22 protein-coding genes are annotated in these 26,033 nt (G+C 58.6%); 9 read left to right on the top strand and 13 right to left on the bottom strand.

Annotation, left to right across the window (positions count from 1 at the left end; all coding sequences use genetic code 11):
• Window positions 1-28 precede the first annotated feature (28 nt).
• A complete protein-coding gene (locus HQN82_RS10935; protein WP_045533305.1) occupies window positions 29-514 on the bottom strand; it encodes a hypothetical protein in 486 nt (161 codons plus the stop codon).
• A 243-nt stretch (window positions 515-757) separates the two neighbouring features.
• Here HQN82_RS10935 and HQN82_RS10930 point away from each other — a divergent pair, with 243 nt between their 5' ends.
• The 6 genes from HQN82_RS10930 to HQN82_RS10905 all read left to right on the top strand — a co-directional run bounded on the left by HQN82_RS10930 (window position 758) and on the right by HQN82_RS10905 (window position 7,928).
• Window positions 758-1,621, top strand: a complete 864-nt coding sequence (locus tag HQN82_RS10930) for a MurR/RpiR family transcriptional regulator (RefSeq protein WP_006698207.1) — start codon at window positions 758-760, stop codon at window positions 1,619-1,621.
• Between the two features lie 80 nt (window positions 1,622-1,701).
• On the top strand, window positions 1,702-2,484 hold the full coding sequence (locus HQN82_RS10925) for an SDR family oxidoreductase (RefSeq protein ID WP_045533303.1): 783 nt from the start codon (window positions 1,702-1,704) through the stop codon (window positions 2,482-2,484).
• A gap of 44 nt (window positions 2,485-2,528) precedes the next feature.
• Window positions 2,529-4,448: a beta-N-acetylhexosaminidase gene (locus tag HQN82_RS10920; RefSeq protein ID WP_112765615.1), complete on the top strand. Its 1,920-nt coding sequence runs from the start codon at window positions 2,529-2,531 to the stop codon at window positions 4,446-4,448.
• A 12-nt stretch (window positions 4,449-4,460) separates the two neighbouring features.
• Window positions 4,461-5,894, top strand: coding sequence for a M81 family metallopeptidase (locus HQN82_RS10915; protein WP_112765614.1), 1,434 nt, complete (start codon window positions 4,461-4,463; stop codon window positions 5,892-5,894).
• A gap of 62 nt (window positions 5,895-5,956) precedes the next feature.
• On the top strand, window positions 5,957-7,162 hold the full coding sequence (locus tag HQN82_RS10910) for an MFS transporter (protein WP_037090257.1): 1,206 nt from the start codon (window positions 5,957-5,959) through the stop codon (window positions 7,160-7,162).
• A 25-nt stretch (window positions 7,163-7,187) separates the two neighbouring features.
• Window positions 7,188-7,928 carry a copper homeostasis protein CutC gene (locus tag HQN82_RS10905; protein WP_037090327.1) on the top strand — a complete coding sequence of 247 codons (741 nt, stop codon included), beginning with the start codon at window positions 7,188-7,190 and terminating at the stop codon, window positions 7,926-7,928.
• On the opposite strand, the gene HQN82_RS10900 is transcribed toward HQN82_RS10905, so the two are convergent.
• The 7 genes from HQN82_RS10900 to HQN82_RS10870 all read right to left on the bottom strand — a co-directional run bounded on the left by HQN82_RS10900 (window position 7,894) and on the right by HQN82_RS10870 (window position 17,574).
• A complete protein-coding gene (locus HQN82_RS10900) occupies window positions 7,894-9,045 on the bottom strand; it encodes a glycosyltransferase family protein (RefSeq protein ID WP_112765613.1) in 1,152 nt (383 codons plus the stop codon). The genes HQN82_RS10905 and HQN82_RS10900 overlap by 35 nt on opposite strands.
• Window positions 9,042-10,289: a glycosyltransferase family 4 protein gene (locus HQN82_RS10895; protein WP_006699093.1), complete on the bottom strand. Its 1,248-nt coding sequence runs from the start codon at window positions 10,287-10,289 to the stop codon at window positions 9,042-9,044. Before HQN82_RS10895 ends, HQN82_RS10900 begins: the two co-directional genes overlap by 4 nt.
• 41 nt (window positions 10,290-10,330) lie before the next feature.
• The gene (locus HQN82_RS10890) at window positions 10,331-11,539 is read right to left on the bottom strand and encodes a glycosyltransferase family protein (RefSeq protein WP_006699094.1); all 1,209 of its coding nucleotides are present in this window, start codon (window positions 11,537-11,539) and stop codon (window positions 10,331-10,333) included.
• A 72-nt stretch (window positions 11,540-11,611) separates the two neighbouring features.
• Window positions 11,612-12,787, bottom strand: a complete 1,176-nt coding sequence (locus HQN82_RS10885; protein ID WP_045533291.1) for an ABC transporter permease — start codon at window positions 12,785-12,787, stop codon at window positions 11,612-11,614.
• On the bottom strand, window positions 12,784-13,782 hold the full coding sequence (locus HQN82_RS10880) for an ABC transporter permease (RefSeq protein WP_004443698.1): 999 nt from the start codon (window positions 13,780-13,782) through the stop codon (window positions 12,784-12,786). The genes HQN82_RS10885 and HQN82_RS10880 overlap by 4 nt, the downstream gene beginning before the upstream one ends.
• 1 nt (window position 13,783) lies before the next feature.
• Window positions 13,784-15,685 (bottom strand): ABC transporter substrate-binding protein, encoded by a 1,902-nt coding sequence (locus HQN82_RS10875; RefSeq protein ID WP_112765612.1) that lies wholly within the window; start codon window positions 15,683-15,685, stop codon window positions 13,784-13,786.
• Window positions 15,682-17,574: an ABC transporter ATP-binding protein gene (locus tag HQN82_RS10870; protein WP_035210254.1), complete on the bottom strand. Its 1,893-nt coding sequence runs from the start codon at window positions 17,572-17,574 to the stop codon at window positions 15,682-15,684. Before HQN82_RS10870 ends, HQN82_RS10875 begins: the two co-directional genes overlap by 4 nt.
• 210 nt (window positions 17,575-17,784) lie before the next feature.
• Between HQN82_RS10870 and HQN82_RS10865 the strand changes: the two genes are divergently transcribed.
• Entirely contained in the window at window positions 17,785-18,747 is a 963-nt protein-coding gene (locus HQN82_RS10865) for a glycosyltransferase family 32 protein (RefSeq protein WP_022556906.1), read from the top strand.
• Here the strand turns inward: HQN82_RS10865 and HQN82_RS10860 are convergent.
• Entirely contained in the window at window positions 18,739-19,482 is a 744-nt protein-coding gene (locus HQN82_RS10860) for a polysaccharide deacetylase family protein (RefSeq protein WP_022556905.1), read from the bottom strand. The genes HQN82_RS10865 and HQN82_RS10860 overlap by 9 nt on opposite strands.
• On the bottom strand, window positions 19,479-20,576 hold the full coding sequence (locus tag HQN82_RS10855) for a glycosyltransferase family 4 protein (RefSeq protein ID WP_004443685.1): 1,098 nt from the start codon (window positions 20,574-20,576) through the stop codon (window positions 19,479-19,481). Before HQN82_RS10855 ends, HQN82_RS10860 begins: the two co-directional genes overlap by 4 nt.
• A 127-nt stretch (window positions 20,577-20,703) precedes the next feature.
• On the opposite strand from HQN82_RS10855, the gene HQN82_RS10850 reads away from it, so the two are divergent.
• Together HQN82_RS10850 and HQN82_RS10845 are read left to right on the top strand one after the other, a co-directional pair.
• Window positions 20,704-22,044 (top strand): nucleotide sugar dehydrogenase, encoded by a 1,341-nt coding sequence (locus HQN82_RS10850; protein WP_112765611.1) that lies wholly within the window; start codon window positions 20,704-20,706, stop codon window positions 22,042-22,044.
• A 13-nt stretch (window positions 22,045-22,057) separates the two neighbouring features.
• Window positions 22,058-22,540, top strand: a complete 483-nt coding sequence (locus HQN82_RS10845) for a class I SAM-dependent methyltransferase (RefSeq protein WP_004443681.1) — start codon at window positions 22,058-22,060, stop codon at window positions 22,538-22,540.
• Window positions 22,541-22,573: 33 nt separating this feature from the next.
• Here the strand turns inward: HQN82_RS10845 and HQN82_RS10840 are convergent, their stop codons facing one another.
• The 3 genes from HQN82_RS10840 to HQN82_RS10830 form a co-directional block, all read right to left on the bottom strand.
• Window positions 22,574-24,268, bottom strand: a complete 1,695-nt coding sequence (locus HQN82_RS10840) for an adenylate/guanylate cyclase domain-containing protein (protein WP_112765610.1) — start codon at window positions 24,266-24,268, stop codon at window positions 22,574-22,576.
• A gap of 216 nt (window positions 24,269-24,484) precedes the next feature.
• Window positions 24,485-25,345: an MBL fold metallo-hydrolase gene (locus tag HQN82_RS10835; protein WP_051634456.1), complete on the bottom strand. Its 861-nt coding sequence runs from the start codon at window positions 25,343-25,345 to the stop codon at window positions 24,485-24,487.
• Between the two features lie 190 nt (window positions 25,346-25,535).
• A complete protein-coding gene (locus HQN82_RS10830; protein ID WP_004443676.1) occupies window positions 25,536-25,991 on the bottom strand; it encodes a cyclic nucleotide-binding domain-containing protein in 456 nt (151 codons plus the stop codon).
• Window positions 25,992-26,033: the final 42 nt, after the last annotated feature.

Below are 26,033 nucleotides of genomic sequence, written 5' to 3'. Positions count from 1 at the left end.
TTCACTGAACTCCAGCATCTCCGTTGGATCACGGCATGGGGTTGGGCATGTAGCCGGTAAAGCCGCGGATCTTCCAGCGTCCTTCATGCAGCCGGCAATAATAAAGCGTCTGCCACTTCATGACGTCGAAACCGCCATCGGCCCTGCGAATTCCGCCGTCGAATTTCTTGCGAACCAGCGCGGTTTCGCCTTCCACTTCGATTTCCTCAAGCGTGGTGGTGGTGAAGATCGCATGGCGTGGGTCTTCAGCAAATTGCTGGTTTTGGAAATCCTTCGCCTGCCGCACCCATTCGTCGCGATAGGCGGCAAGAGAGGGGAAAGACAGGCGCCAGTTGTCAGGATTTGCATCCCGACTGGCATTGATGCCGAGGAAGCCGTCTTCAACGAAATCATCCGCTACCCTGGACCAGTCGGCTGCAAGGAAAGCGTCGATGTCCCGCGTTACCAGCATCTCCCAGATGGAATGGCGGGCGCTGTCGGTTTCGGCGAAGGGGTTTTGGAAGGGATCGCGCATGATTCTGGTCCGTTGTTGAAATTATTTTCAGGAATTGGAAATTTCTCTGGTGATTATTGTTGGCATATGCTCATCTTCCAATCAACAGAGAAAACTGTTTTCATTTTGAGGATGTCAGGGGTGTCTTCGGGAGGACGGAACAACGGCGGCTCCCGGCTTTATTCGGTTGACGCGCGGCCTGGATTAGGGTGCATCGGAAACGGGGCCAAGCCTTAAGTTTTGGCGGAACGGAGACCGGTGAGCATGGATATTTTCGCAAGAATACAGGAAGACAGAGGACAATTCTCGCAATCGGAGCGGCGGATTGCCGATATTCTGGTTTCGGATTTCGAATTCGCCGTCAATGCGTCGATCATTGAACTTGCCGCCCGCGCCGAAGTGTCTCCGCCGACGGTGACGCGGTTCTGCCGCCGGCTGGGCTGCCAGAGCTTTTCGGATTTCAAGGTCAGTCTCGCCAAGACGGCCTATGTCGGTATCCGGTACCTCACCTCCGAACCGTCCAGCACCGGCCCCTCGGACGTCGCGGAAGAGGTGCTTGCCAAGGCTCAGGAAGCACTTTTCCTGTTGCACAGGACGCTCGATCCTGCCCTTGCCGATGAAGCGGCGATCAAGATCGCCAATAGCGGCATGATCTATGCCTTCGGCGCGGGCGGCAATTCCTCAATGATCGCTTCGGAAATCCAGAACCGGCTTTTTCGCCTGGGTTTGCGTGTCTCCACCAGCGCCGATCACAGCATGCAGCTGATGATGACCGCCGCGGCCCGAAAGGAGGACGTGATTATTGGCTCCTCCTTTTCCGGCCGCAACATGGAGCTGGTGAAGTGTTTCAGGCTGGCTCGCGACATGGGGGTTACCACCATCGCGCTTACCCAGAGCGACACGCCGCTTGCCGCGGCCGCGGATATGGTGGTGGGTGTCAACGTGCCCGAGGGAAACAATATCTTCCGCCCGACTTCATCGCGCTACGCCTATCTGGCCGCCGTCGATGTTCTGGCGACGCTTGCTGCTTATCACCATCGGCAAAGATCGATGGTGACGTTGCGTCACATCAAGCAGCAGCTCGTGGAGCATCGCGATTCGGATGACAAGCAATTGCTCGGCGACTGAAGGTGGGATGATGAAAACGTGGGCTGCTCGGCCCGAGACCCCGCGACAGGGGTCGTGAAACTTCAAGGGAGTTGCAGGAGATGAAGGACAGGAAAGACCAGCTCGCCATCGTGACCGGCGCGGCAGGTGATATCGGGCGAGCGATTGCCGCGGCGCTTTCTGAAAGCCATGCGAAGGTGGTGCTGGTTGATATCGATGCTGAAGCCCTTTCCAATGCGCTTTCTCTGCTTTCCGGATCCGGTTTCGTTGCAAAAACCTGCGATGTCACCGATCCTGCAGATCTTTCGAGGTTGGCGGCTGACGTCGCGGAGCTGGGCGATGTGGCGACACTCGTCAACAATGCCGGTGCCGCGAGGGCTGTCAGTCTGCACGACACGACCGCCGAAATATGGCGGCAGGATAATGCCCTTAATCTCGAAGCACCGTTTCTCTGCTTTCGGGCTTTTGAAGACGCGCTGAAGCGGACACAGGGTTCCGTCGTCAATATTACGTCGGTCAACGGCATGTCGGTTTTTGGCCATCCCGCCTATAGCGCGGCGAAGGCCGGATTGATCCACCTGACGAAACTCATCGCCGTCGAATACGGGAAATTCGGTATCCGTTCCAACGCTGTCGCGCCGGGCACCGTGCGCACCCAGGCGTGGGAGGTGCGGGCCGCTGCCAATCCCCAGGTCTTCGAGGAGGCGAAGCGCTGGTATCCGCTGCAGCGCATCGTGAAACCCGAAGACGTGGCGAACGCGGTCGCCTTTCTGGCGGGACCGCAGGCGGCGGCCATCAGCGGCGTGTGCCTGCCGGTCGATTGCGGTCTCACGGCGGGGCAGGCGCCGCTGGCCCGCACTTTTTCGCAATCCGAACACTACTGACCGAGCCCTTTCATAGGGTCAAATGCGCAATAAAGGGGAGCATCATGGCGCTCGCAAACTATCGTCTCGAAAATTCATGGCATCCACTGGCGGAATCCGCATCCGGAGGCTTCACCTTCACGCTGATCAACCTTTCCCGAGAGCCGCTGAGGGATTTCCGTATCGTTTACACGTCGCTGACGCGGACGGTAGACAAGCCGGTTTGCGGCAATGCGGTTTATCTGCGCCGTAACGCCAATTTCCATGAATTCGCGCCGCCTGCCGGTTTCGTGCTGGAACCCGGCAAATCCTGGCGTTTCACCGTCGATGGGTTGCTGAGGCCCGCCCGGCATCGCACGGATGGTGCAAAATCCGCCTATATCAGCCTTGCCGACGGCACGCATCGCGCCGTTGATGTCGGGGACCTGATGTTGGACGGGCGTCACAGCGAGCCGGCGCCGGTGCTGCTTCCGGAAGGCAAGCTTGTTCTGCCTTTTGCCATCCAGCCCTGGCCTGCCGAAATCGATGCCGAACCCGGCGACGGCTTTCCCGTCGCGCTCTTCCCGTCGGAAGATGCCAAGGCCGATGAAGTCCTTGCGGTGGAAACCGTGCTTTCGCTGTTCCGCAGGCTATTTGCCGTCGGGCACGTGCCCTTCAGCCTCGCCCCTGTGCATGAGGGAAAGGCCCTGCACTTCAAACAGCATAGCGGACTGGAGGCGGAAGGTTATCGCCTTTCCTTTTCCTCTGACTTTGTTGTCGTGGAATACTCGGCCGCTGCCGGGCTGCAGTATGGCCTGACGGTTCTGGCGCAATTGCTGCATGGCGCCCGTCTCGATCCGAGGTTCCGTTTTCCCGCGTCCGGCACAATCAGCGATGCGCCGCGTTATAGCTGGCGCGGCTGCCACCTGGATGTCTCGCGGCAATTCTATCCGACGCAGGATGTCGTGCGGCTCATCGATATTCTTGCATGGCTGCGCATGAACCGCTTCCACTGGCATCTGACGGATGATGAGGCGTGGCGTCTTGAAATCAAGGCTTATCCGTTACTGACCACGGCCGGCGCCACACGCGGCCCGGATGCGCCGCTTCTGCCGCAGCTCGGCAACGGCGCGGAACCGGTCTCCGGTTATTATACCCAGGACGATGTGCGCATGGTCGTTGCCCATGCGGCGGCGCTGAATGTCGAAATCGTGCCGGAAGTCGATATTCCCGGCCATAGTACGGCTGCCCTCGTCGCCTATCCGGAACTGACGGACGGGCAGGAAGCCCCTGACAGCTATCGCTCCGTGCAGGGATATCCTAACAACGCGCTCAATCCGGCCATCGAACTCACTTACGAATTCCTCGGCAAGGTTTTCGATGAGATGGTGGAGCTGTTCCCGTCTCGGCTCATCCACATCGGCGGCGATGAGGTTGCGGACGGATCCTGGCTCGCCTCGCCACTCGCCAAGGCGCTGATGGAAAAGGAGGGACTGGATGGTACTTTCGGTATCCAGTCCCATTTCATGAAACGCATTCAGGCCATGTTGCTCGAGCGCGGCCGTCAGCTGGCCGGCTGGGATGAGGTTTCGCACGGCGGCGGCGTCGAGCCCGCGGGAACATTGCTGATGGCGTGGCAGAAGCCGGAGGTCGGCCTTGAACTCGCAAGGCAGGGTTACGATGTGGTGATGACCCCGGGGCAGGCCTATTATCTCGACATGGTTCAGGACGAAGCCTGGCAGGAGCCGGGTGCCAGCTGGGCCGGCACCGTTCCGCCTTCCCACACCTACTCTTATGAGGCGATCGGTGATTTTCCAGAGGAGTTGAAGGAGAGGATGAAGGGCGTTCAGGCCTGCATCTGGTCCGAACATTTCCTCAACCGCGCCTATTTCAACCATCTGGTCTTCCCGCGGCTACCGGCCATTGCCGAGGCGGCCTGGACACCGAAGGCGCAGAAGGACTGGTTGCGTTTTGCGGCCATCGTTCCCTTTAGTCCGGTGTATTGAGGGGAAGGCGACATGCGTATTGCCGTTGGTGGAATCCATACCGAGTGCAGCACCTACTCGCCGGTGTTGATGGGGCAGGAGGATTTTCGCGTCTTTCGCGGCGCGGAGTTGCTGGAGGCCGAATATTTCAACTTTCTCGGCGAAGGCGGAGCGGAGGTGCTGCCGCTTCTGCACGCCCGGGCGGTGCCGGGCGGTCCGGTGTCGCGCCCGGCCTACGACGCTTTCAAGCGGGAATTCCTCGAGCGTCTGAAAGCGTCATTGCCCTTGGACGGACTTTATCTCGCCATGCATGGCGCGATGAATGTTGAAGGCATGGACGATGCGGAGGGCGACTGGATTTCAAGCGCCCGCACCGTGGTCGGACCGGATGTCGTCATCTCCGCGAGCTACGACCTGCACGGCAATGTCAGCCAGACGATCATCGATCAACTCGACATATTTGCCGGCTATCGAACTGCGCCGCATATCGATGTGCGGGAGACGATGGTGCGCGCCTGGACGATGTTGATCAGGGCCCTGGAGACAGGGACAAGACCCGGTATCGCATGGGCGAAAATCCCCGTTCTGCTGCCCGGCGAGAAGACTTCCACGGAAGACGAGCCGGCCAGGAGCCTTTATGCTTTCCTTCCTGATCATGACGCCCGCCCTGGCATCTGGGATGCGAATTTCATGATCGGCTACGTCTGGGCGGATGAACCGAGAGCGACCGCTTGCGCCGTGGTGACGGGAACGGATAAAGCGGCCGCACAGGCAATTGCGGCCGAGATCGCGCAATCCTACTGGGACGCCCGGCAGGATTTTCATTTCGGTCCCGTGACGGAGCCACTCGCGAAAATTCTGGATATTGCGGAAACGACGACCACCCGGCCGATCATTCTGGCGGACTCGGGCGATAACCCCACTGGCGGCGGGGTGGGCGATCGCGCCGATGTTCTGGCGGCGCTGCTTGCGCGTGACTGGCAGGAGGCATTGCTGGGCGGCATTACTGACAGGCCTGCGGTCGAAGCCTGTTTTGCGGCGGGCGAAGGCGCGATCCTTTCCCTGAAGATCGGCGGAAGTCTTGATCCGAAGAGCCCGTCCGTCACCGTTGAAGCCGAGGTTGTGACACTGGACGATCCCGGTGCGGCAGATCAGCGGCAGGCTGTGATCGCCATCGGCGGAATCACGGTCATTCTGGCGGCCCGTCGCCGGCCCTATCACATGATTTCGGATTTTACCCGTCTTGGCTTCGATCCGAAGGACGTGCGGCTTCTGGTCGTGAAATCCGGTTATCTGTCGCCGGAGCTTGCGCCAATCGCCAATCCCAACCTCATGGCGTTGACGGAGGGGGTAATCAATCAGGATATTGAAAATCTTCCCAATCGCCGTCGGGAGGGCGATTTTTATCCCTGGAAGCCGCACTTCGATTATATCCCGAATCCTGCCCTTTCGGTCCGCTGGCGATGACAGCGGTCCGGTAGCTTCAATCCAGCGATCCGGCTTTGCCGGATCATCTCAGGCGAACATCCATGCCGTCGGCTCTTTCCATCGTCATCAACAATCCGTCGATCCGCATCGGGGCGCTCGCCATCCTATTCTTCGGATTTTCGAATGCGGCGACCGCGCCCTATCAGGCGGTGATCGGCATTCGCGAAATCGGGCTCAGCAACACCGTCTATTCGCTGCTGATGCTGTTTGCCGCCGTCATCAATGTCAGCGCCAGCGTACTTATGGGCATCGTCGCTGACAGGCTGGGTGAATATCGCAAGCCAATGCTCTATATCGCGCTTTTCGGTGTCAGCGGCTACCTGCTGGTGTATCTCGCCGGTAATGCCACTGCCTTTGTGGCCTCCAAACTCGTGCTTTTGCCAATTTTCGGCGCGATGAATTCGCTGATCTTTGCGCATGTGCGTGCCGACGCCCGCAATCTTTCGACGGGCGAGATGATCGCGGTGAATTCCATCATGCGGGCGACGATCTCGCTTTCCTGGGTGCTGGTGCCGGGGCTTGTGGGGGTATTTCTGGTGAATTCCGGAAACATGCTGACCGCGTTCTTGTTCTCGGGCATATGCGCGCTCGTCTGTTTTCTGCTGGTGGCCTTCTGCCTGCCGCGCGCCGCCACGCCCGCCTCGGCCAGTACCGAAGCGCGTTTTGGTCTGCGCGCCTCGCTTGGTGAAATCGGATCGCGTCGGGTGCTACTTCGGATCGTCGCCATCGCATTGATCTGCTCGATGCTGCATTTGAACGATTCCGTGCGCTCCCTCATCATTACCGGGCAGGCCAAGGGTACGGTGGCCGATATCGGCATCGTCGCCGGTATCGTCGCCGCGCTGGAAATCGTTTTCATCCTACTGTGGGGCTGGATAGAAAAGAAGGTGCCCCAGACGCTGACGCTTGCCGCGGGCGCACTGCTTTACGCTGTTTACCTGATCCTGCAGGGGCTCGCATCGGCGCCGTGGCATATCTATGCCCAGACCGTCATCAGCGCACTGGGGGCGGCCGCGATCATCAGCATACCCATCACCTACCTGCAGGAACTGATCGCGGACCGGCCGGGCCTCGGCAGTTCGCTGATCGCCGTCAACATTTTTCTTGGAGCGGGTCTTGGCGCCCTGATTTTTGCCCTTGGCACGCTCGTCTCCAATTATTCGGGAACGTCGATCCTCGGGGCGATCGTCGGGATTGGCGGGGTTTATATGCTCTACGCCCTTGATGGGATCGGTCGCCGCAGGTAACCGCCATCGAATGAAAGAGGCTATGATGATTCTCGAGATTTGCGTGGACGATGTGGCCGGCCTGGAAGCCGCAGTGAGAGGCGGGGCAGACCGTATCGAACTTTGCGCGGCACTGTCCGGCGGCGGGGTCACCCCGTCTGTCGGCTTTATGCACCGCGCTGCGGCTTATGGGTTGCCCGTCAGCGTGATGATCAGGCCACGTGCCGGCGATTTCGTTTTCACGCGTGATGAAGCGGATGTGATGAAACGCGATATAGATGCGGCGCGCGCCGCGGGCCTTTCCGGCGTGGTGCTCGGTGCATCGCGCGAGGACGGCTCCCTCGATCTTCCGCTGCTCGAAGAGCTGCGTCGTCATGCCAACGGTCTGGATGTAACGCTTCACCGGGCTTTCGATGTCGTTCCCGCCATGGATGAAGCCCTCGAGGCCGCCGTTGCGCTCGGCTTTTCCAGAATTCTCACTTCCGGCGGCGCACGTTCAGCGCTGGAAGGGGTGGAGACTCTGGCCCGTTTGTCGGAGGTCGCTGCCGGGCGGATCGCCATCATGCCGGGTGCCGGCGTGCGTCCGCAAAGCGTGCAGACGCTGCTTGACCGGCTTCCAATCACGGAAATCCACGCATCCTGTTCCGCCGTTCCTCATTATGATCCGGAAAGCCGCGTGGCGAAGCTCGGTTTCACCGGGGCGGGGCGCAAAGTCACGGATGAGGCAGCGGTGCGTGAACTAAAGGCGATCCTTACCGCTCATCATAAAGCCGATGCAGCGTCCTAGCCGTCCCGGCGGCGCCATCGAGATTGAGGTGGACCGTACCGGGTGGCGGCAGGACGAGTGCCGCCTTGATCGCTTCGGCCATGGAGGCTGGCGAAATATCTTTCTCTTCCAGCACATGGGCAAGCCCAAGCCCGGCCAGCCGCTCCGCACGGGCGCTCTGTTCGGTTTCACCGCCGGCCGCGAAAGGGATGAGGAGCGAACGGCATTTTGCCTGAAGAATATCGCAGACGGTGTTGTAGCCGGCCTGTGACACCGAAAGGCGCGCGCCGGCGAGCAAGCTCGCGAAATCCTTGCGGAAGCGGAAAACGGAGATATTTTCCGGTGCTGCAGCCAATATCGCATCGAAATCCGCCTGTGGCATATTGGGACCGGTGATGAGACACCAGCTCTTGATACCGTCCAGCAGCGGCGCGGCCTCAAGGGCGGCCCGGACAAGGGCCGCACCGACAGCGCCGCCGCCGGCGGAGACCACAATATCGAATTTCTCGACCGGTTCCGGCGGTGGAAGCGGGGCCACCAGGCCGGTATAGACAATACGCTGACGTATCTCGCTGGCGAGGGGAAAGGTATCTTCCAGCCGGGCGAAATCCGGGTCGCCGTGCACGAGCACGGCGTCGAAATGTTTCTTTACCAGCGAGACGGTTTCTTCATCCCGGCCCGGCTTGGTTTTTTCCTGCAATATATCTCGCAATGACGCCATGACGAGCGGGCGCGGTTCGCTATCCTCGATCTCATCGAGAAGCGGAAGCAGTTCGAACCGCACCTGCCTGCGGCCGAAGGGAAAAGCCTCAATGATGACGATATCGGGTTTGGCGCCATGATAGGCACCGATCAGCATATCGGTCCTGAGCCTCTTGAAGTCGTCATCCACCGGTTTGCCGGAACTGTCGACCAGGCCGGCAAAACTGCCATCGCTGACGGCAATCGGCGGCAATTCGACATGACGGATGCCTTCACCCGGAAAACCCGGGACAGGCGTTCCGCCCGTCACCAGAACTACGTCGAAACCATCCGTCTGAAGGGCATTGGCGATGCGGCTGGCGCGGGCTATATGGCCGATGCCAAGAAGATGCTGGACATAAAAGAAAACACAGGGCCGCTTTTCCATCTCGGTCATGGTGTCTTTTCCCATTCGGTCTCGAAGAGCGTCTTCAGTTCGGCAATGCTGGTGCGATGATCGAAGGCGGTGCGCACACGGTTTTCGGCGGCGTTGCCAAGTCGCTGGCGCAATTGCGGATCGGTAATAGCCAAGCGCAGGGCTTCTGCGAAGGCCGCTGGATTTTCCGGCTCTGTGAGCAGGCCGTTTTCACCACTGACGAAGAACTCCGGAATGCCCGATATGTTGGTGGAGATGCAGGTCATCGCCTGGCTCGCAGCCTCGACCAGCACGTTGGGAAGACCGTCGCGGTCGCCATCGCTGGTGATGCGGCAGGCAAGGGCAAAGAGGTCCGCTTGCCGGTAATTCTCCAGCACCTGCTTCTGGTCCATGGCTCCCGTCCAGACGACCCTGTCGGAGACGCCAAGTTCGTCCGCGAGTTTTTTCAGCGCAGCCAATTCGTCCCCGCCGCCGATATGGGTAAAGCGCCAATGGATATTGCGTGGCAGCGAGGCGAGCGCGCGCAACAGAATATCGATTCCCTTTTTCTTGACCGCACGGCCGACACTCAAAATCCTGACCGGATCCTCGGCATCTGAACCGTCTCTCGCCGGCCGCGGCGTGTCGAAATGCGGGAAACGCGTGAGATCGAGGCCATGATAACTCAGATGTACGTTCTGCCTCACCCCGGAAAGGGTCTGCAGATGCCGAAAGCCGCCGGCAGTGCAGGTCACGGCCCAGCGGGCGCTTTGCAGCTTGGCGGCAAGGTCACGGTCGCTGGAGGTCCAGATGTCCTTGGCGTGGGCCGAAATCGTCCAGGGCGTGCCCGTGATGAGATGGGTATAGGCCGCGACTGAGGCGGGCGTATGAATGAAATGCACATGCAGCCACCCGGCATCCTCCGGCCATTCATTGGCCAGCACGGCCGCCTGACCGAAACGGCGAAAGCGGTTGCGGCTGAGATCATGGGGCAGGTCGCTGAGAAACTGGCGAAGCGCCTTGGTGAAGCCCGGCTTTTTGTGACATCCCCACAGGGCTTTCAGCACACGCAGAGGTTCCTCATGCAGATACTCCGGCAGGTAGGTGACGGGCGCGCTGATCTCATCATGAACGGGATGGCGTTTCTTATCCGTTGGCCGGCGCATGGACATGAGTTCGAGCTTCAGCCCGGCCTTTTCAAGCCCCAGCAATTCCTGGGCGATAAAAGTCTCGGACAGGCGCGGATAGCCCTTGAGGAGCACCACGATTTTTTTTGCATCAGTCACGTTGCGCGCGTCTCTTCTGAACGTTGGTTGCCGAGGCCGGGTTACGCGCTGAGCGTGATCGGCGTCTTGTCGCCCTCGGGCGGCAGCCATTCGGCAATCCTGCGTGATATGTTTTCCAACCCGTCGAGCTTCAGCCCGCACGAATTGACGGATGGCGGCGCGCGGTGCGGCAGGGCTTTGAGGGCGGCCGCCATCTTGGCGGGGTTCTCGGCATCTTCCGGCAGGAGCATGTCGAAAAGACCCAGCTCCGATGCGCGGCTGGCGCGGATAAGCTGCTCCTCCCGCGGCACCGTGCGGGGCACGACGAGTGCGGGTTTGTCGAAGGACAATATTTCGCAGACGGTGTTATAGCCGCCCATGGAGACCACGGCCTGTGCGCCAGCGACGAGATCTTCCATGCGATTGTCGAATTCGATGATCTCGATGTGCGGTATATCGGCTACGCTGCTCATGAAGCGCTGGCGCTGATCCGCCGGCATATAAGGGCCGAGCACGACCAGCGCCTTGTGCGTCAGCTCCGGGTCATGTCGGTAGGCGTTGATGACGTCATCGATCAATTCACTGCCGTCGCCACCGCCGCCTGTGGTGATGAGAAGATAATCGCCTTCCGGCCGATGCGCCGCGGTCTCCGCCTGTGTCTTCGATCTCTGAAGAAAGCCCACGAAATCCATCTTGTCGCGCACCGTCTGCGGAACGTCGAGCCCTGTCAGCGGATCGTGGAAATCCGGCGGGCCATAGACCCAGACATGGTCATAGAACTGGCCGATCTTGGTCATGACGTTGTTGCGCTTCCACTCCGCCTCGAGCAGCTGCGGCGCATCCATGACATCACGCAGGCCGATGACGAGCTTGGTGCCCTGTCCCTTGAGATAAGCGAGTGTTTCCTCCACCTCGCCGCGAAGGCCCATGGGCTCCTTGTCGACGATGAAGATGTCAGGCTGGAAGCTTTCGGCGGTATGGTAGATGATGGACCGGCGCATCTTCAGCGTTTCCTGAAGATCGATATGCCTGTCCATCGAGGTGTATTCGCCATTGCGCAGCTTGATGACGCTCGGAATTTTCACGAAATCGACGCGGGCGCGATAATCGAAGGCACCGGCAATGGTGGCCCCTGAAATGATGAGGACGTTGAGACCGCGATAATCTTCCACCAGGGCATGCGCAATGGTGCGACACCGCCGCAGATGGCCGAGACCGAAGGAATCGTGGCTGTACATGAGAATGCGCGCGTCGTTCAAACGGGAGCTCATGGGCCACACCTCTTTTTGCCTTTCACGATGAAGGCGGCTTCGGAAGGGCAGTTTATCAAGGTGTATTCCATTTTATCTGAAGGGGTCCGCAGCATCACGTAGTCCGTCACCGAAGAAATTAAAGGCCAGAATGACGAGAACGACAGGGATCGTCGGGATGAGAAGCCAGGGATATAGCGCAATGACGCTGACGCTGCGCGCCTCCGTGAGCAGAATTCCCCAACTTGTGATCGGGGGGCGCAGGCCGAGGCCCAGGAAGCTGAGCGCTGTTTCGCCAAGGATCATGCCCGGTATCGTCAGGGTGGCCGAGGCGATAAGATGGGACATGAAGCCCGGAATAAGATGTCGGCCAATGATACGCGGTGTGCCCGCTCCCATCAATTGCGCAGCCAAAACATAGTCTTCCTCGCGCAACGCCAGTAGCTTTGAACGCACGGCGCGCGCTAGCCCGGTCCAGTCCAGCATGCCGAGAATGATGGTGATGCCGAGATAAACGAGAATCGGACTCCAGGTCACCGGCATGATGGCGGCGAGCGCCAGCCATAGCGGAATGCTGGGAATGGATTGCAGGACCTCGATGATGCGCTGGACAATCAGGTCAAACGTGCCGCCGCGATATCCCGCCAGGCCACCGATCACAATGCCGAGAACGAAGCTCATGGCGACGCCGAGGAGGCCGATGGTCAGTGAAATGCGCGCGCCGTAGATGATACGGGACAGCACGTCACGCCCGAGGCGGTCGGTGCCGAGAAGGAACAGTTCACCGCCTTCTGCCGGGCAAACGAGATGGGTTCTGCCCTCGAATATGCCCCAGAAACGATAGGTGTCACCCTTGCAGAAGAAACGCAGCGGCTGGATATCGGTCGGCACGTCCCGGTAGACACGCCTCAGATTTTCCATGTCGAGCGTCATTTCACGGCCATACACGAAGGGGCCGACAAATTTCCCGTCATTGAAGAGGTGGATGGCCTGGGGCGGGGCGTATATGTGTTCGATATTGCGGGTGTGGAGATTATAGGGGGCGAGGAACTCGCAGATCAGAATCGAAAGGTAAAGCACCACCAGAAAGGCGCCGGACCATACCGCGATCTTGTGCTGGCGGAACTGCCACCACATGAGCTTCAACTGCGAGGCTTTGCTGAAGGCCGCCATGCCAGACGTGTTGGGTTCGATCAGCGAGGGGTCGAAGGGCGCGGTCGAGACATAGTGCGGCAGGGCTTCGCCGGGATTCGGAATGGATGAAGTCATTTGACGTTACCACCTCCGAAGCGGATTCTCGGATCGAGTATGGCAAGGGCGATGTCCGACACCAGAACGCCGATCACCGTCAGGAACGCAAGGAACATCAGGAACGAACCCGCCAGATACATGTCCTGGCTTTGCAACGCCCGGATGAGCATGGGGCCGGTGGTCTCGAGCGACAGGACGACGGCAGTAATTTCCGCGCCCGATATGATGGCAGGCAGGATCGAGCCGATATCCGAGATGAAAAAATTCAGGGCCATGCGCAGCGGATATTTGGTCAATACCCTGAAAGGGTGCAGGCCCTTGGCGCGGGCGGTGACCACATATTGCTTCTGTAATTCATCCAGAAGGTTGGCTCGCAGGCGGCGGATCATGCCGGCCGTGCCCGCCGTTCCGATGATGAGAACGGGAATCCAGATATGCTCAAGGATCGACTTGAACTTCGCCCAGCTCATCGCCTGGTTCAGATATTCCCGGTCCATCAGATGGCCTATGGAGATGCCGAACCATATGTTGGCGAAGTACATCAGAATCAATGCCAGCATGAAGTTGGGGATGGCGATGCCGAGCAGGCCGAGGAAGGTGAGCCCGTAATCGCCCCAGCTGTATTTATGCGTGGCGGAATAGATGCCGATCGGAAAAGCCAGCAGCCAGGTGACAATGATGGTAACGAAGGAAACCAGAACCGTCAGCCACAGGCGATCTCCCACCACGTCGCTCACGGGTAGCTGATATTCGAAGGAATAACCGAAATCGCCGACAAGCATGCCGGTCGCCCAGCGGAAATAGCGGATCGGGGCGGGCTGATCGAAGCCGTAGCGGACGCGCAGTTCCTCGATTTCGGCAAGATTTGCCGTTTCGCCCATGGCGCGCAGCTCAGCGACATAGCTTTCGAAATAATCGCCCGGGGGCAGTTCGATGATGGTGAAAACCAGCATCGAGATCAGGATGAGCGTCGGGATCATGACGAGGACGCGCTTCAGAATATACCGCAGCATATCAGGCGTCTCCGTCATACCAGAAGCTATCCGGCATGTAGACGCCGAGATAGGAAGTGGGTTCATAACCGAAAAGCGCCTTTTCCGGCACGTTCCGCATGCGCTTGACATGGACGACGGGCTGCAGCGCGCCGTTGACGATGCCGATGGAAAATACCTGCTGCGTATAGACGCCAAGCATTTCCAGCCAGATTGCCTGACGTTCTTCCTCGGTGACGCTTCGACGCCATTTTTTCAGAAGATCAAGCAAATGGGCCGCTTCCGGCAGATCGGGCTCTTTGCCTTCACGGCCGCCGGATAGATAGTGAATCCCCCAGACCGGCCATTGCAACTGGTCGTCACCGGTGGGGGCAAGGCCGGAAGGCAGCATGTCGGCCGTTGGCACGCCATTGTCCATACCCATCCACACCGACATCAGTACTTCTCCGCCCATGGCGCGCTTGCGGAAAACATCGCGCTGGGTGGGGCGGACAGAAACGGCAATGCCGATATGTCGCCAGTGATCCGTCACCAGCTCCATCACGTCTGTTTCGAGCGTGCTTTCGCCTGTCGTCTCGACAATGATATAGGCGGGTCGACCATCAGGCAGGAGCCGAAGGCCGGCATTGTCGCGCTTGTCGAGACCCGCTTCATCGAGCAGCCTGTTGGCCGTTGCGCGATCGAAAGCGCTCCAGGCGTCCGCAAATTCCTGCCGGTAAAGCGGGCTTTCCGGCAGTACGGTATCTGCGCTTTCCTTCGCGAGCCCGTAAAAACAGACCATGTTGATTTCGTGCCGGTTTATCGCGAGCGAGAGCGCGCGGCGCACACGCACATCCTGGAAAGCGTTGCGCCAGACCGGGTCGGCGCAATTGAGATTTGGCAGCAGCGCGATGCGCGAGCCCTGGGAGCGCTTGTAGAGGTTAACTTTCAGGGGGAAGCGCTTTTCAGCATCCTTCAGGAAAGTGTAATCAGCGAAATCGAGGCCGAAATATTGCAGGTCGCTATCGCCCGACGCCGTCTTGGCCGAGATGATATCCGACGAGGTGACGTTGAGCAGGAAGCGGTCGAGATAGGGCAGTTGCAGGCCGTTTTCATCGACGCGATGATAATAGGGGTTGCGTTCGAACACGAACTGTTCGGCCGGCGGCGCGGTGGTGTTACGCCAGGCATCGAGCGTTGGCAGATCCGGATTTTCGGGGCGCACCTGCCGCGACATCTTGATATGCAGCCCGCTCCAGTCGTCTGTCTTGTTTTTCTTGATCAGCTTGGCGAGCTTCTCCGCCGTCTGATATTTGATGTGGAACTGTTTCATATAGGCGGCAGGCAAGAACAGCCGCGCCGGCGAGGCGGCCGCCAGTTTCGCCAGAAAATCCGGATTGGGGCCGTCCCAGGTGTATCGCACGGTCAGCCAGTCAACGACCTCGATCTGGGGCGGTTTGCCATTGACCAGAAGCTCGATCGGCGGACCGCCCTTGTGGATTTCCTTATTGAGGGCAACATCTTCCCAGAAATAGCGGAAATCCTCTGACGTGAAATCACTGCCATCGGACCACTTATGGCCTTCGCGCAGCCTGAAGGTGAAGATGCGTTCTTCCTGTACGTCGTAGCTTTCGAGAATATCCGGATGAAGTTCGAATTTTTCGTCGTAACCGACAAGGCGGGCATAGCTGCTGATCGGCATCAGGCGAATGTCGCGCTGGCCGCCAATGAGCATACGTACCGATCCACCATGTTGCCCTGGCTCTCGGCCAAGTGCCTTCATGTCGATGACGCGCGGGTTTTTCGGCAGGCGCTCGGCGATGTCGGGCAATTCGCCCTTTTCGCGTTTTTCCTTGAAGTAGGTGGGGTCGGTATAGGAGGCCCGCGCATAAGCCGGCACAAAGACGGAGGCCAAGAGGGCAAGAGCGGTGCGACGCGTGATCAAGGGCGAAGCTCCCGCATGTCGGCATTGCCGTTCGCAAGTACGAAATGGCCTTCCCCAAGATCGGCCGATACCATCTCGCCATCCCCCTCGTCGCGGAACTGTTTGCCCCAGTCGAATTTGCCCGTCGCGCTGATCTTGCCGATGGTGCGGAAATCGAGCGGGCGGTCGAGATCGGGGAAAGGCACGGCGGCCAGCAGGGATTTCGTATAGGGATGCACCGGAGCGCGCATCAGGATTTCCCGTGGCGCCAGCTCCACGATGCGGCCCTCGCACATGACCGCCACGCGATCGGCCATATAATCCACCACCGCAAGATTATGCGAGATGAAGAGGTAGGTAAGCCCGAGATCCTGCTGCAAATCTTTCAGCAGATTGAGAATTTGCGCCTGCACGGAAACATCGAGAGCGGAGACGGGTTCGTCGCAGATCAGCAGTTCCGGGCCAAGTGCGAGGGCTCTTGCAATGCCGATACGTTGTCTTTGCCCGCCCGAAAAACTGTGCGGATAACGGTTCAGCGCGCTTTCCCCAAGCCCGATGGCCCTGACGAGGTTGCGCACTTTTTCGGAGCGATATTTCGCATCACCCCGACCGTGGATTTCCAGCGGCTCGCTCAGGATGTTTCCCACGGTCATGCGCGGCGATAGCGACGATATCGGGTCCTGAAAGACCATCTGTATCTTCGACCGGAGCTCTTTCAGGTCATCGTCCCGGGCGTTGAGGACATCGATATCGCCCTGCGGACGGTGGAAGGTGACGGAACCCTGATCCGGGCGAACGGCGCGCATGAGGATTTTGCTGACGGTTGTCTTGCCGCTGCCGCTTTCGCCGACCAGTCCCAGACATTCTCCACGACGGATCTCAAAGCTGACGCTGTTTACCGCTTTGGTTGCGCTGGCGTCACCTTTGCGGAACCAGCTCGATTTGCGGGTCGTGAACGTCTTGCTGATATTGTCCACGGTCAAAAGCGGACCAGGGGTTTTGTTGACCGTCGCGGTCTTCTTGCCCACCAGGCTTTCATGGTCGACGTTGATTTCGCGTAGCGCCTTCAGCCTCTCGCCCGGCTTCATGTCGAAATGCGGAACGGCTGCCATCAAACCCTTGAGATAGGGATGGGCTGGCGATTTGAAGATATCATCGACCGTGCCGGCTTCCATGATCTCGCCCTGATAGATCACGGCAACCTCATCTGCAATGTTCGCCACCACGCCGAGGTCATGGGTGATGAGCAGCATACTCATATTCAGCCTGCTCTGCAGGTCACGCAGCAGCTTGAGGATTTGCGCCTGAATGGTCACATCAAGCGCTGTCGTGGGTTCGTCGGCGATCAGAAGCGCGGGACGACAGATCAGCGCCATGGCGATCATGGCGCGCTGGCGCATGCCGCCTGAAAGCTCGAAAGGATACATGTTCACGACCTTCTTCGGGTTCGAAAACCCGACGAGATCGAGTGTCTCATACATTTTTTCCGCACGTTCCGCCGGCGAAAGGATGCTGTGGATTCTGAGCGCCTCGTCAATCTGGTTGCCGATGGTGTGCAGCGGCGAAAACGAGGTCATGGGCTCCTGAAAGATCAGCCCGATGCGGTTGCCACGGATGGCGCGGATTTCGCGGCCGTCTTTGGGCAATTGCAAAAGATCGACGGGACCGCCCGCAGCGTTTTCCGGATCGGTGAACAGCACGCGGCCATTCACACGAGCGGTCTTGGGATGGATGCCCATGATCGTCTGGCCAATGACGGATTTTCCGGAGCCGGATTCACCGACCAATGCGGTTACTTTTCCCGGAAGAATGCGGAGGCTCGCCCCCCTGACTGCATCGATCGTTCCACCCATGAGAGAAAACGAGACCTGCAGATTTTCGATACGGAGCAAATCTGCACCTGCGCTCATGCCAAAGGGTTCCTTGCCGCCTCTTTATCGTTGCCTTGTGACAATTGCTCGGGAGGGCTTAAAGCAACGTTATCGCAGGGTTTGTTGTCTGTCTATCCTTCTGAAACATCGAATTCTTTAGCAAATTTGAAGCCGGCTTCCGAAATGCTGCGACTTGCCCCACCGCTCTTGTTTCGTAATATGCCGACAGGAGCTTTCGAACGAGGATCCATGTCCGACAAGAAATATTACGACGCCAAGCTGAACGATGCGCGTCAGTTGCAGAATAACGGCCAATATGCTGAGGCGAACGCGCTTCTCTTATCGCTGGTTGCAGCAAAGGACGGGCATCTGATGGGAGAGCAGACGGTGCTCGGCCTGCCGCGCCGGCTGCATGCCGCACGGCTGCGTCTTGCCAAGGCCGAAGGCGATATGGTCGCGAAGATCGGTTATCAGTATACGCTGGTGCCACCCCCGCAGGTGCTGGAAAAATATGCGCGATTTTCCGTGGAAGAACGCCGCACAATAAACCTCAAAAGCCGGGAGGATGTGCCGAGGCTCATTCATCAGATATGGATTGGCGAGAAATCGCCGCCCATGTCGGTCGAGGCCTGGGCTGCCCATGCGCTGAAGCACGGCTACGATTATCGCCTTTGGCGGGAAGCCGATCTTGAGCGGGAAGGGGTTTTTGCGAATAGCGTCTTTAACAGGATGCTGAGCGAGGGCGACTATCCGGGTGCTGTTGACGTCGCCCGCTACATCCTGCTCGAGCGGTTCGGCGGCATCTATCTCGACTGCGACTGGTATCCTGCGCGCGACGACGTGAGTTTCGATTCATTCCTTCCCCTTGCGGGTCTCACGGCGTTTGATGAAAAAACGCCGCGGAATACCGGACAGGGAAGTATGCTTCTCGCTAATTCCTTCATTGCCGCTCCAGCTGCGCATCCGGTCTTTCGCAAAATGCTGGCCGCCTTTCCCGACATTCTCGAAGAAATGCCGCGCGCGCCGGCGTGGTGGTCCACCGGGCCGTTGATTTTCACCGTCATTGCCCGGCAGGGAAGCATCAGCCTTGCACCGGCAGCGTTTGTCGCGGCATCCGTTCCGGACCGAACGCCGTTTGAAACAGTTGATGAGATCAGGCGGGATCTGGCCAAGGATGCCGGCGGGCTGCTGATCGCCTGGAAATCATGGTGAGATTGCTTCGACGAGGTCTTTAGAGGAGCACCAGCGTGCTGCGCGGTGCCGTGCGGTCACCTCGAAAAGCCGCCGGAGGAAATGCCAGACGGTGTCATCGTGCACGAGATGATGGGTAAGGATGCCGATTGTGCCGCCTTCCTCGGCAGCGCGCAGGATGCGGGCCGCCGTCTCGGCAAACAGGACATCGTGGTCACGGCCGCCGCGGCTGCCATGCCAATCGATCACATCCACATGCGTATTCAGACATGGCGGCGCTGTGTCCTTCTCCGGACCGAAAACGGAGAGGGCCCGATATCCAAGCCCTGTCAGTTCCCTCACTATATGGGCGTCGATGCGGTTCCATGGGGGCACCAGCATCGGCACGACACGCGGTCCATGCAGATCGTAGAGTTTTTCCAGCCCGGACTGCAGCTCGTCGAGAACGAGGGGAAGTTCGCGGTGGAGGCCAAGCTCCTGTTTCTTTTGTCCATCGCCGGCGTAATTGGTATGCGACCAGCCGTGAACCGCCACCTGGGCAATGTCCGAGGCATCCAGATGCTGCGCGAGCCTGCGGGTCGTCGTTTCGGGAATGACCGCGAGGGTGACCGGAACCGAGAAACTCTCGCAAAGATCAAGCAGGGTATCGAGTGCCCCCGTCGGGTCCACTGCATCGTCGTCCCTGAGCCACAGATCGGCCGAAATGCCGCGACGTCCGCATTCGTCCAGTGCTGCGACGAGTTTTTCGAGACTCATGATCTTCGTGCCTTTGCTTGCATCAAAATATCGTTCAGCTTGGTTGCGGCATTTTCCAGAGACCGTTCATGCATGACGAACCGGCGGGCTGCTTTTGCCAGTTCCTGTCGCCGCCTGTCGTCGTAAAGCAGGGCCTTGATCGCATCGGCATAAGCGGCACTATCATTTTCAGGTGTCAGTAATCCGGTGGCGCCAGATTTTACGACTTCGGGAACGCCCGCCACTTTTTCGGCGATGACGGGCAGGCCGGCTGCCTGTGCTTCCAGATAGGCAAGGCCGTAGGCCTCGCCGTGACCCGGCCAGACATAAATGGCAGCTTTCGAGAGAAGCGCTGCGATCTCGTCTGCGGCTTTTTGCCCGTGCCAGACGAGGCGATTTTCAGGGAAGCCGCTGAACATGGCTTGCACCGCCTCGCGTTCCGGACCGTCGCCAACGATCTCAAGTGTCCAGTCTAGGTCTTGTGGTAGCAGGGCGAGAGCGTTCGACAGGGCGCGATAGCTCTCGAGTTTGTCGCCCGCCCTCATCATGGCGACGGTGATGAGCCGTGTCCGTTTCGGCTGGGGAACAACCTTGAGAAAGGGCGCGGGGTCGATGAAAGGCGGGAGCATCGCCCATTGAAGCCCAGGAGAGGCCTGTACGAGCCCTTCGCGATCCCGTTCGGTGAAGCAGATATTGACTGCGGCTTCGTTCAACGACGACAACAACCCGTCCTGCACTGCCTGCCAGCCCATGGCGTTGCGCTTTGGTGAATAGGATGCTTCGGCGGTGACGTAGGATATATTGAAACGGCTGGTGAGTTCCGGTCCGAGCAGGTCTGGAGCCTTGTAGTACGGGTGATAACAAAACCACAGGTCCGGTGCGCCGTGCAACCGCCAGCGCTCCGCAATAGTCTCTACTTCACGTTCGGCCCGGTCGGCGAGGGACGACCGCTCGGGATCATCCGGCTGTCTAAGGAAGCTTCGCAGCTCGGACGCGACAAAAACCTCATGGCTACCCATTGCCATCGCCTGCATCAACAGGCGGGCCATCAACCGGTCGCCGGAAGGAACGGGGTGGTTGGGTGCTTTGAGCGGCGAATAAAAGGCGATCTTCATGCGGATGGTTGTGCGTTGGTCGTGCCTCTGGCGTCAACCGGAATTTGAAGGTGTGGAGCCTTGACAGCCTCGCCATTCTTGGCCAACTGAAAGACATCTTTTGCACATGCGCGGAGCGTGACACGCTTTGACTTCTCCAGACATTTCCCAAGCCCTGCTTTCCAGCATTGAGAACAAGAGCGCCAAAGCGGGCGTAATCGGCCTCGGCTATGTGGGCCTGCCCCTTGCCATGACGATCGCCAGAGCTGGTTTCAAGGTTGTCGGTTTCGACATCGACCCCGGTAAAATTACTGCGATAGATGCGGGTCAGAGCTATATCGAGGCGGTTTCGGATGCCGTGCTCGCAGGAGCCAGGCAAAATGACGGCTTTGTTGCCACATGCGACTTCTCCAGACTGGCCGAGTGTGACGTGATCGCCATCTGCGTACCGACGCCGTTGACGAAGTATCGCGAGCCAGACCTTTCCTATGTCGAGAAGACCTGTCACGACATTGCCGCGCATCTGCGCACGGGGCAGCTTGTGGTGCTGGAATCCACCACCTATCCCGGCACTACCGATGGGATTGTGAAAACCATTCTGGAGAGCACCGGTCTCGTCTCAGGTATCGATTTCTTCATCGGCTTTTCCCCCGAGCGGGAAGATCCCGGCAACCGGGACTTTGAGACGTCGACCATTCCGAAGGTCGTTGCGGGTGACGGCGAGGCCGCTGGGCAGCTGATGGCGGCTTTTTACGGATCGGTGGTCAAGAAAATCGTTCCGGTCTCGACCAATGCGACGGCGGAGGCCGTGAAGATCACCGAAAATGTCTTCCGCGCCGTCAATATTGCGCTCGTCAACGAACTTAAGGTCGTCTACGAGGCCATGGGTATCGATATATGGGAAGTCATCGATGCGGCAAAAACCAAGCCGTTCGGTTTCATGCCATTTTATCCCGGCCCCGGTCTTGGCGGTCACTGCATACCGATCGACCCTTTCTATCTCACCTGGAAATCTCGCGAATATGAATTGCCAACGCGGTTCATCGAGCTTGCAGGTGAAATCAACACCGGCATGCCGCGCCACGTTGTGGGGCGGGTTGCGGAAGCGCTCGACATCCATTCCGGCAAGGCGCTCAGCCGCTCGAAGGTGCTGGTCGTCGGTCTCGCCTACAAGAAAAATGTGCCCGATATTCGTGAAAGCCCTTCATTGAAGCTCATCGAGCTTGTTCAGGAGCGCGGTGGCGAAGCGGCCTATTTTGATCCGCATGTGGCCGAAATCCCGAAGACACGGGAATACAGCCACCTGATGGGAATGAAGTCCGTCTCCTGGGGCAGGCAGTCCATCAGCGCTTTCGATGCTGTTCTGGTTGCGACCGACCATGACAATGTGGACTATGCCGCCCTTGCCGAATGGGCTCCGCTGATCATCGACACGCGAAACGCCTTCGCGCGCCGGGGCATTTCCGCAAGACACATCATCAAGGCCTGATAACGGACGGATCATGAGCAGACTGGACAGTTTCATTCGCCGGTTGACCGCGCAGCGTGACATTCTCAATCATGTCGCCGCCAATCTTGATATGCCGCATGAGGGTGCGCTCATGGAAATCGGCCTTGGAAACGGGCGAACTTTCAATCATCTGCGGGAACTGTTTCCGGGGCGCAGGATCATTGCGTTTGACAGGGCCATGGGTGCCCATGCTTCGTCCGTTCCGGCAGACGAAGACCTGGTGATCGGCGAGATATCGCAGACCGCTCCCGCATTCGTCGGTGCGGAAGCGGCAATGGTGCATGCCGATATCGGCACGGGCTATCCGGAAAAAGATGCGATCACATTGACATGGTTGCCCGATCTCGCCGCCGGCATGCTGGCGAAAGGCGGCGTCGCTGTCAGCGGTCTGCCTCTCGATCATCCCCTGCTGAAACCGTTGCCGGTTCCGGAGAGCGTGCCGACGGACCGTTATTTTCTCTATCGCAAGATATAAAAGATCGATCCGGCCGCAAACTTCCGGGTCCTGTCACAAATAGCGTCCGCTCTCTTCCTCCGAGAGTAGAAACACCTTCATTTGCGAGTTTCGACCGCGAATGGCGACCTGTTCGCTTCTGAGATCGGCAATATCCTGTCCCGCCTGTATGATGGCCGGTTCGGAGACCACGATTGCCGCGCCAAATTCCTTGGCTTTGGATTCAAGCCTGCTTGCCACGTTGACGGTATCGCCAATGGCCGTCAGCGTTTTGGCAGCCCCATATCCCATGACCCCGACGATGCTCGGACCTGCGTGAATGCCAACCACCACCTCAAGACGCACGGCGAATTGTTTCTCCAGCCCTTCGTTCAGGATCGCAATATCGCGCAATATGATTGCTGCCGCCTTCATGGCATTGCGACAGGCGTGCTGGCTGTCGTCGCCTAGTCCAAAAAGCGCCATGGCGCCGTCACCGATAAATTTGTCGAGATGGCCCCCCGCCTGTTCGACGGCCTGGCCGACGATGGTGAAATAGCGGTTCAGGAGAAAGACGACATCGTAGGGCAGCTTCGCTTCCGACAAAGTCGTGAAATTGCGCAGATCGCAGAAGAGAATGGCGATCTCCTCTTCCCGGCCCGGCCGGGCCGGCTGGGCGTCCGCCGGCAGGTCACTGTGCTGGGGCGGTGAAACCAGAAGGGCAACGCCGAGATCATGGGTGGGACGCAGCTGGCAGCCGAGCCGCACATCCGAATCGGCATGGATGCGTCTTAATGTGGTTTGCTCGATGTCTCCGGGTGGAGGGAGCGGCCCCTTGCTTTCCATGACTCTCACCCGGCAGGTCGAACATCGTCCTTTACCGCCGCATACGGAATAATGCGGGATGCCTGCCAGACGGCTGGCTTCCAGAATGCTGAGGCCCGCCGGCACGCGCGCCTGCGCACCATGTTCGTAGCGGATTTCGATGGCCGTCGACCGCTGTCGCCAGCTTCTTACACCGCGCATCGCGAAGACCAGCATCACCGCGCCGGCAAAAATCGCCTCTGTCGTCCCGGTGATAAACCGGATTCGTGTTTCCATCTCCCGCTGCAGCGGAAGTTCGTCTCTCTGAACGATCGTGTCGCCCAGTCCCGGAGGAAGCGCATATTTGCGGTCGACTTCCTCGAGCCAACGGCCGGCATCGCTGAAGCCCAGCAGCGCCAGAAGCGGCAGCATCACAGCTATGGTCATGAAGATGCCGGCGATTTTCGGGTACCAGTCGCGATAACGCAGCCAGAAATAGAGGCCGATACATCCGTGTATCCAGATGACGATCAGGGCGAGACTTTGCCACGCGCCACCCATGGGATTGTTGATCCAGAGCCGGCGGACGACGGTATAATAACCGATGTCGATGCCGTAGAGCATGTGCGACACGCGGATATTCACGGCATGGCTCAGAATGAGGAAGGGGATCGACAGGCCGAAGATGACCTGAAGCGCTTCACGAAGCGGCATGCGCAACGTTCGACGCTGGTAAAGCGAGCGCAGGACCAGGCTGACATGCACCAGGACCGAGCCGTAGAAAAGCAGGCTGCTAACAGGGTTGAGCCAGATGAGGCTGAACCATTTTCGTGCCCGTTCGGCGGTGTCGATGGAAATGAGCGCAAGGGAATGATTGAAAAGATGCGAAAAGACAAAGGCAAATATAATCAGGCCGGATAAAATCCGGGCGCGTCTCAAACTGGTTTCCGAAAAGAAACGGATCATGCAAATCCCATCGTGAGGTCGTTCGGCCCAGAATCATCAGTCGGTCGATCGTCGCGTCTTTAGTGCATGACATCTCGTGGCAATATCGTGGAGCAAACGAGCGGCGATGGTCAATTATGCGTGTTTAAGTACCCGAAGCCACCAATGACTGGTGAGGCCCCTTCAGATTTCCGGTCAAATAGTCACGCGAAGTCAAAAACACCATGACGGCGGCTATCAGATTTCGATGACCTGACCGTCCATGGCTGCGAATGCGCCGCTGAACAGGGCTTTCGCCTGTTTTTCGATCATGTCCAGCTCTTCGTCGCTGCGGCTTGGGGCATGATGGATGAAACCGACATTTTTCGCATCGGCCAACTGGGCGAGTCGGATCGCCTGCTGCCAGGACGAATGGCCATAGCCGCGATAAAGGCCCATCTCGTCATCGGTAAACATGGCGTCATAAAGGAAAAGATCGGTATCCCGGATGAGATCAAGCACAGTTTCGTCGATGCCGCCGGGCTCGTGTTCGGTATCGGTGATGATGGCGAGGGACTTTCCCTCCCAGTCCAGCCGGTATCCGACGGCGTTGCCAGGATGGTTCAGCATGCCGGTTCGGATCGAGAGGCCCGGATGGACGTCTAGGGTATCACCGGGCATGAAATCCCGCGTGTCGATTTTTGCGCAGCAAATTTCCAGCGGCACGGGAAACCAGGGCGGGCTCATGAAGTCCTTGAGCATTTCCCGTGTCGTCATGGCGCCCGCGAGATGACCCGACCAAATCGAGACGTCATTGCAGCTATTATAGAATGGCTTGAAATAGGGAAAACCGACAATGTGGTCGTAGTGGCAATGGGAGAAGAAAAGATCGACGTCGGTAACCCCTTCCGCCCGAAGCGCCATGCCTGCAGGATGAAGTCCCGACCCCGCATCGAACAAAAGAACATGGTCGCCGCATCGAACCTCGATGCAGATGGTATTCCCACCGTATTTTCGGAAGTTTTCACCTGAAACAGGAAGCGTTCCCCGCGCCCCCCAGATCTTCACCCGAAAATTTCTGTTACTTTCCCGACCCGCAGTGTCGGAATTGAACGCCATGACACACCCCAATGACAACGGAATCTTGCACGCTTTCCTCCCATGAAGCCCGTTGTCTCTATAGATCTTATTTCCCGCCCTTTTCGGGCGGATGCCTTTACCCCTTATTCAGTCAGCATTTCATTTATATTGCAATAGTACGACATTTATTTTTCCAATATCGACCGCCGGGGGAGCATAGAATTGCCGCTTATGTTCTGGCGTTTGTCCTGGCTTTGCTGAGTTCAGCCGTCGTCTGGGTGAGACGTTCGGCCAGAACGCGCATGACCTTGATAGTGATATCGGGGAAATCAGACATCAGCTTGAAGAATTGTTCCTTGCCGATCCGAAGAGCTTCCACATTGGTGGAGGCGCGGACGGTGGCGGTTCTGACGCTGTCGCAGAGAATTGCGATTTCCCCGACGATGGCGTTGCCCGTCATTTCCGCCACTTTCAAAGTGCCAGAGGGAGAATCGACAAGAACATCCACCTTTCCGGTCAACAGCACATAGGCCGCGTCGCCGACGTCACCCTGCCGGAACAGCACGTCGCCGGCGTGATAGGAAACGCGGTCCGATGCGAATGCGAGCAGTTTCAACTTGGAGGGTTCCATTTCGGAAAAAAACGGCACCCTTTTCAGCATCTGAATTTCGTCTTTGAACAGCATTGCCTTACCCTGTTATTGTTCCACCTCGGTCACATTCTTGGA

The sequence above is a fragment of the Agrobacterium pusense genome (genome assembly GCF_013285525.1).
Classification (GTDB): domain Bacteria; phylum Pseudomonadota; class Alphaproteobacteria; order Rhizobiales; family Rhizobiaceae; genus Agrobacterium; species Agrobacterium pusense.
Note: the sequence above shows the minus strand (reverse complement) of the source record. Positions and strands in the feature narration are given on the sequence as shown.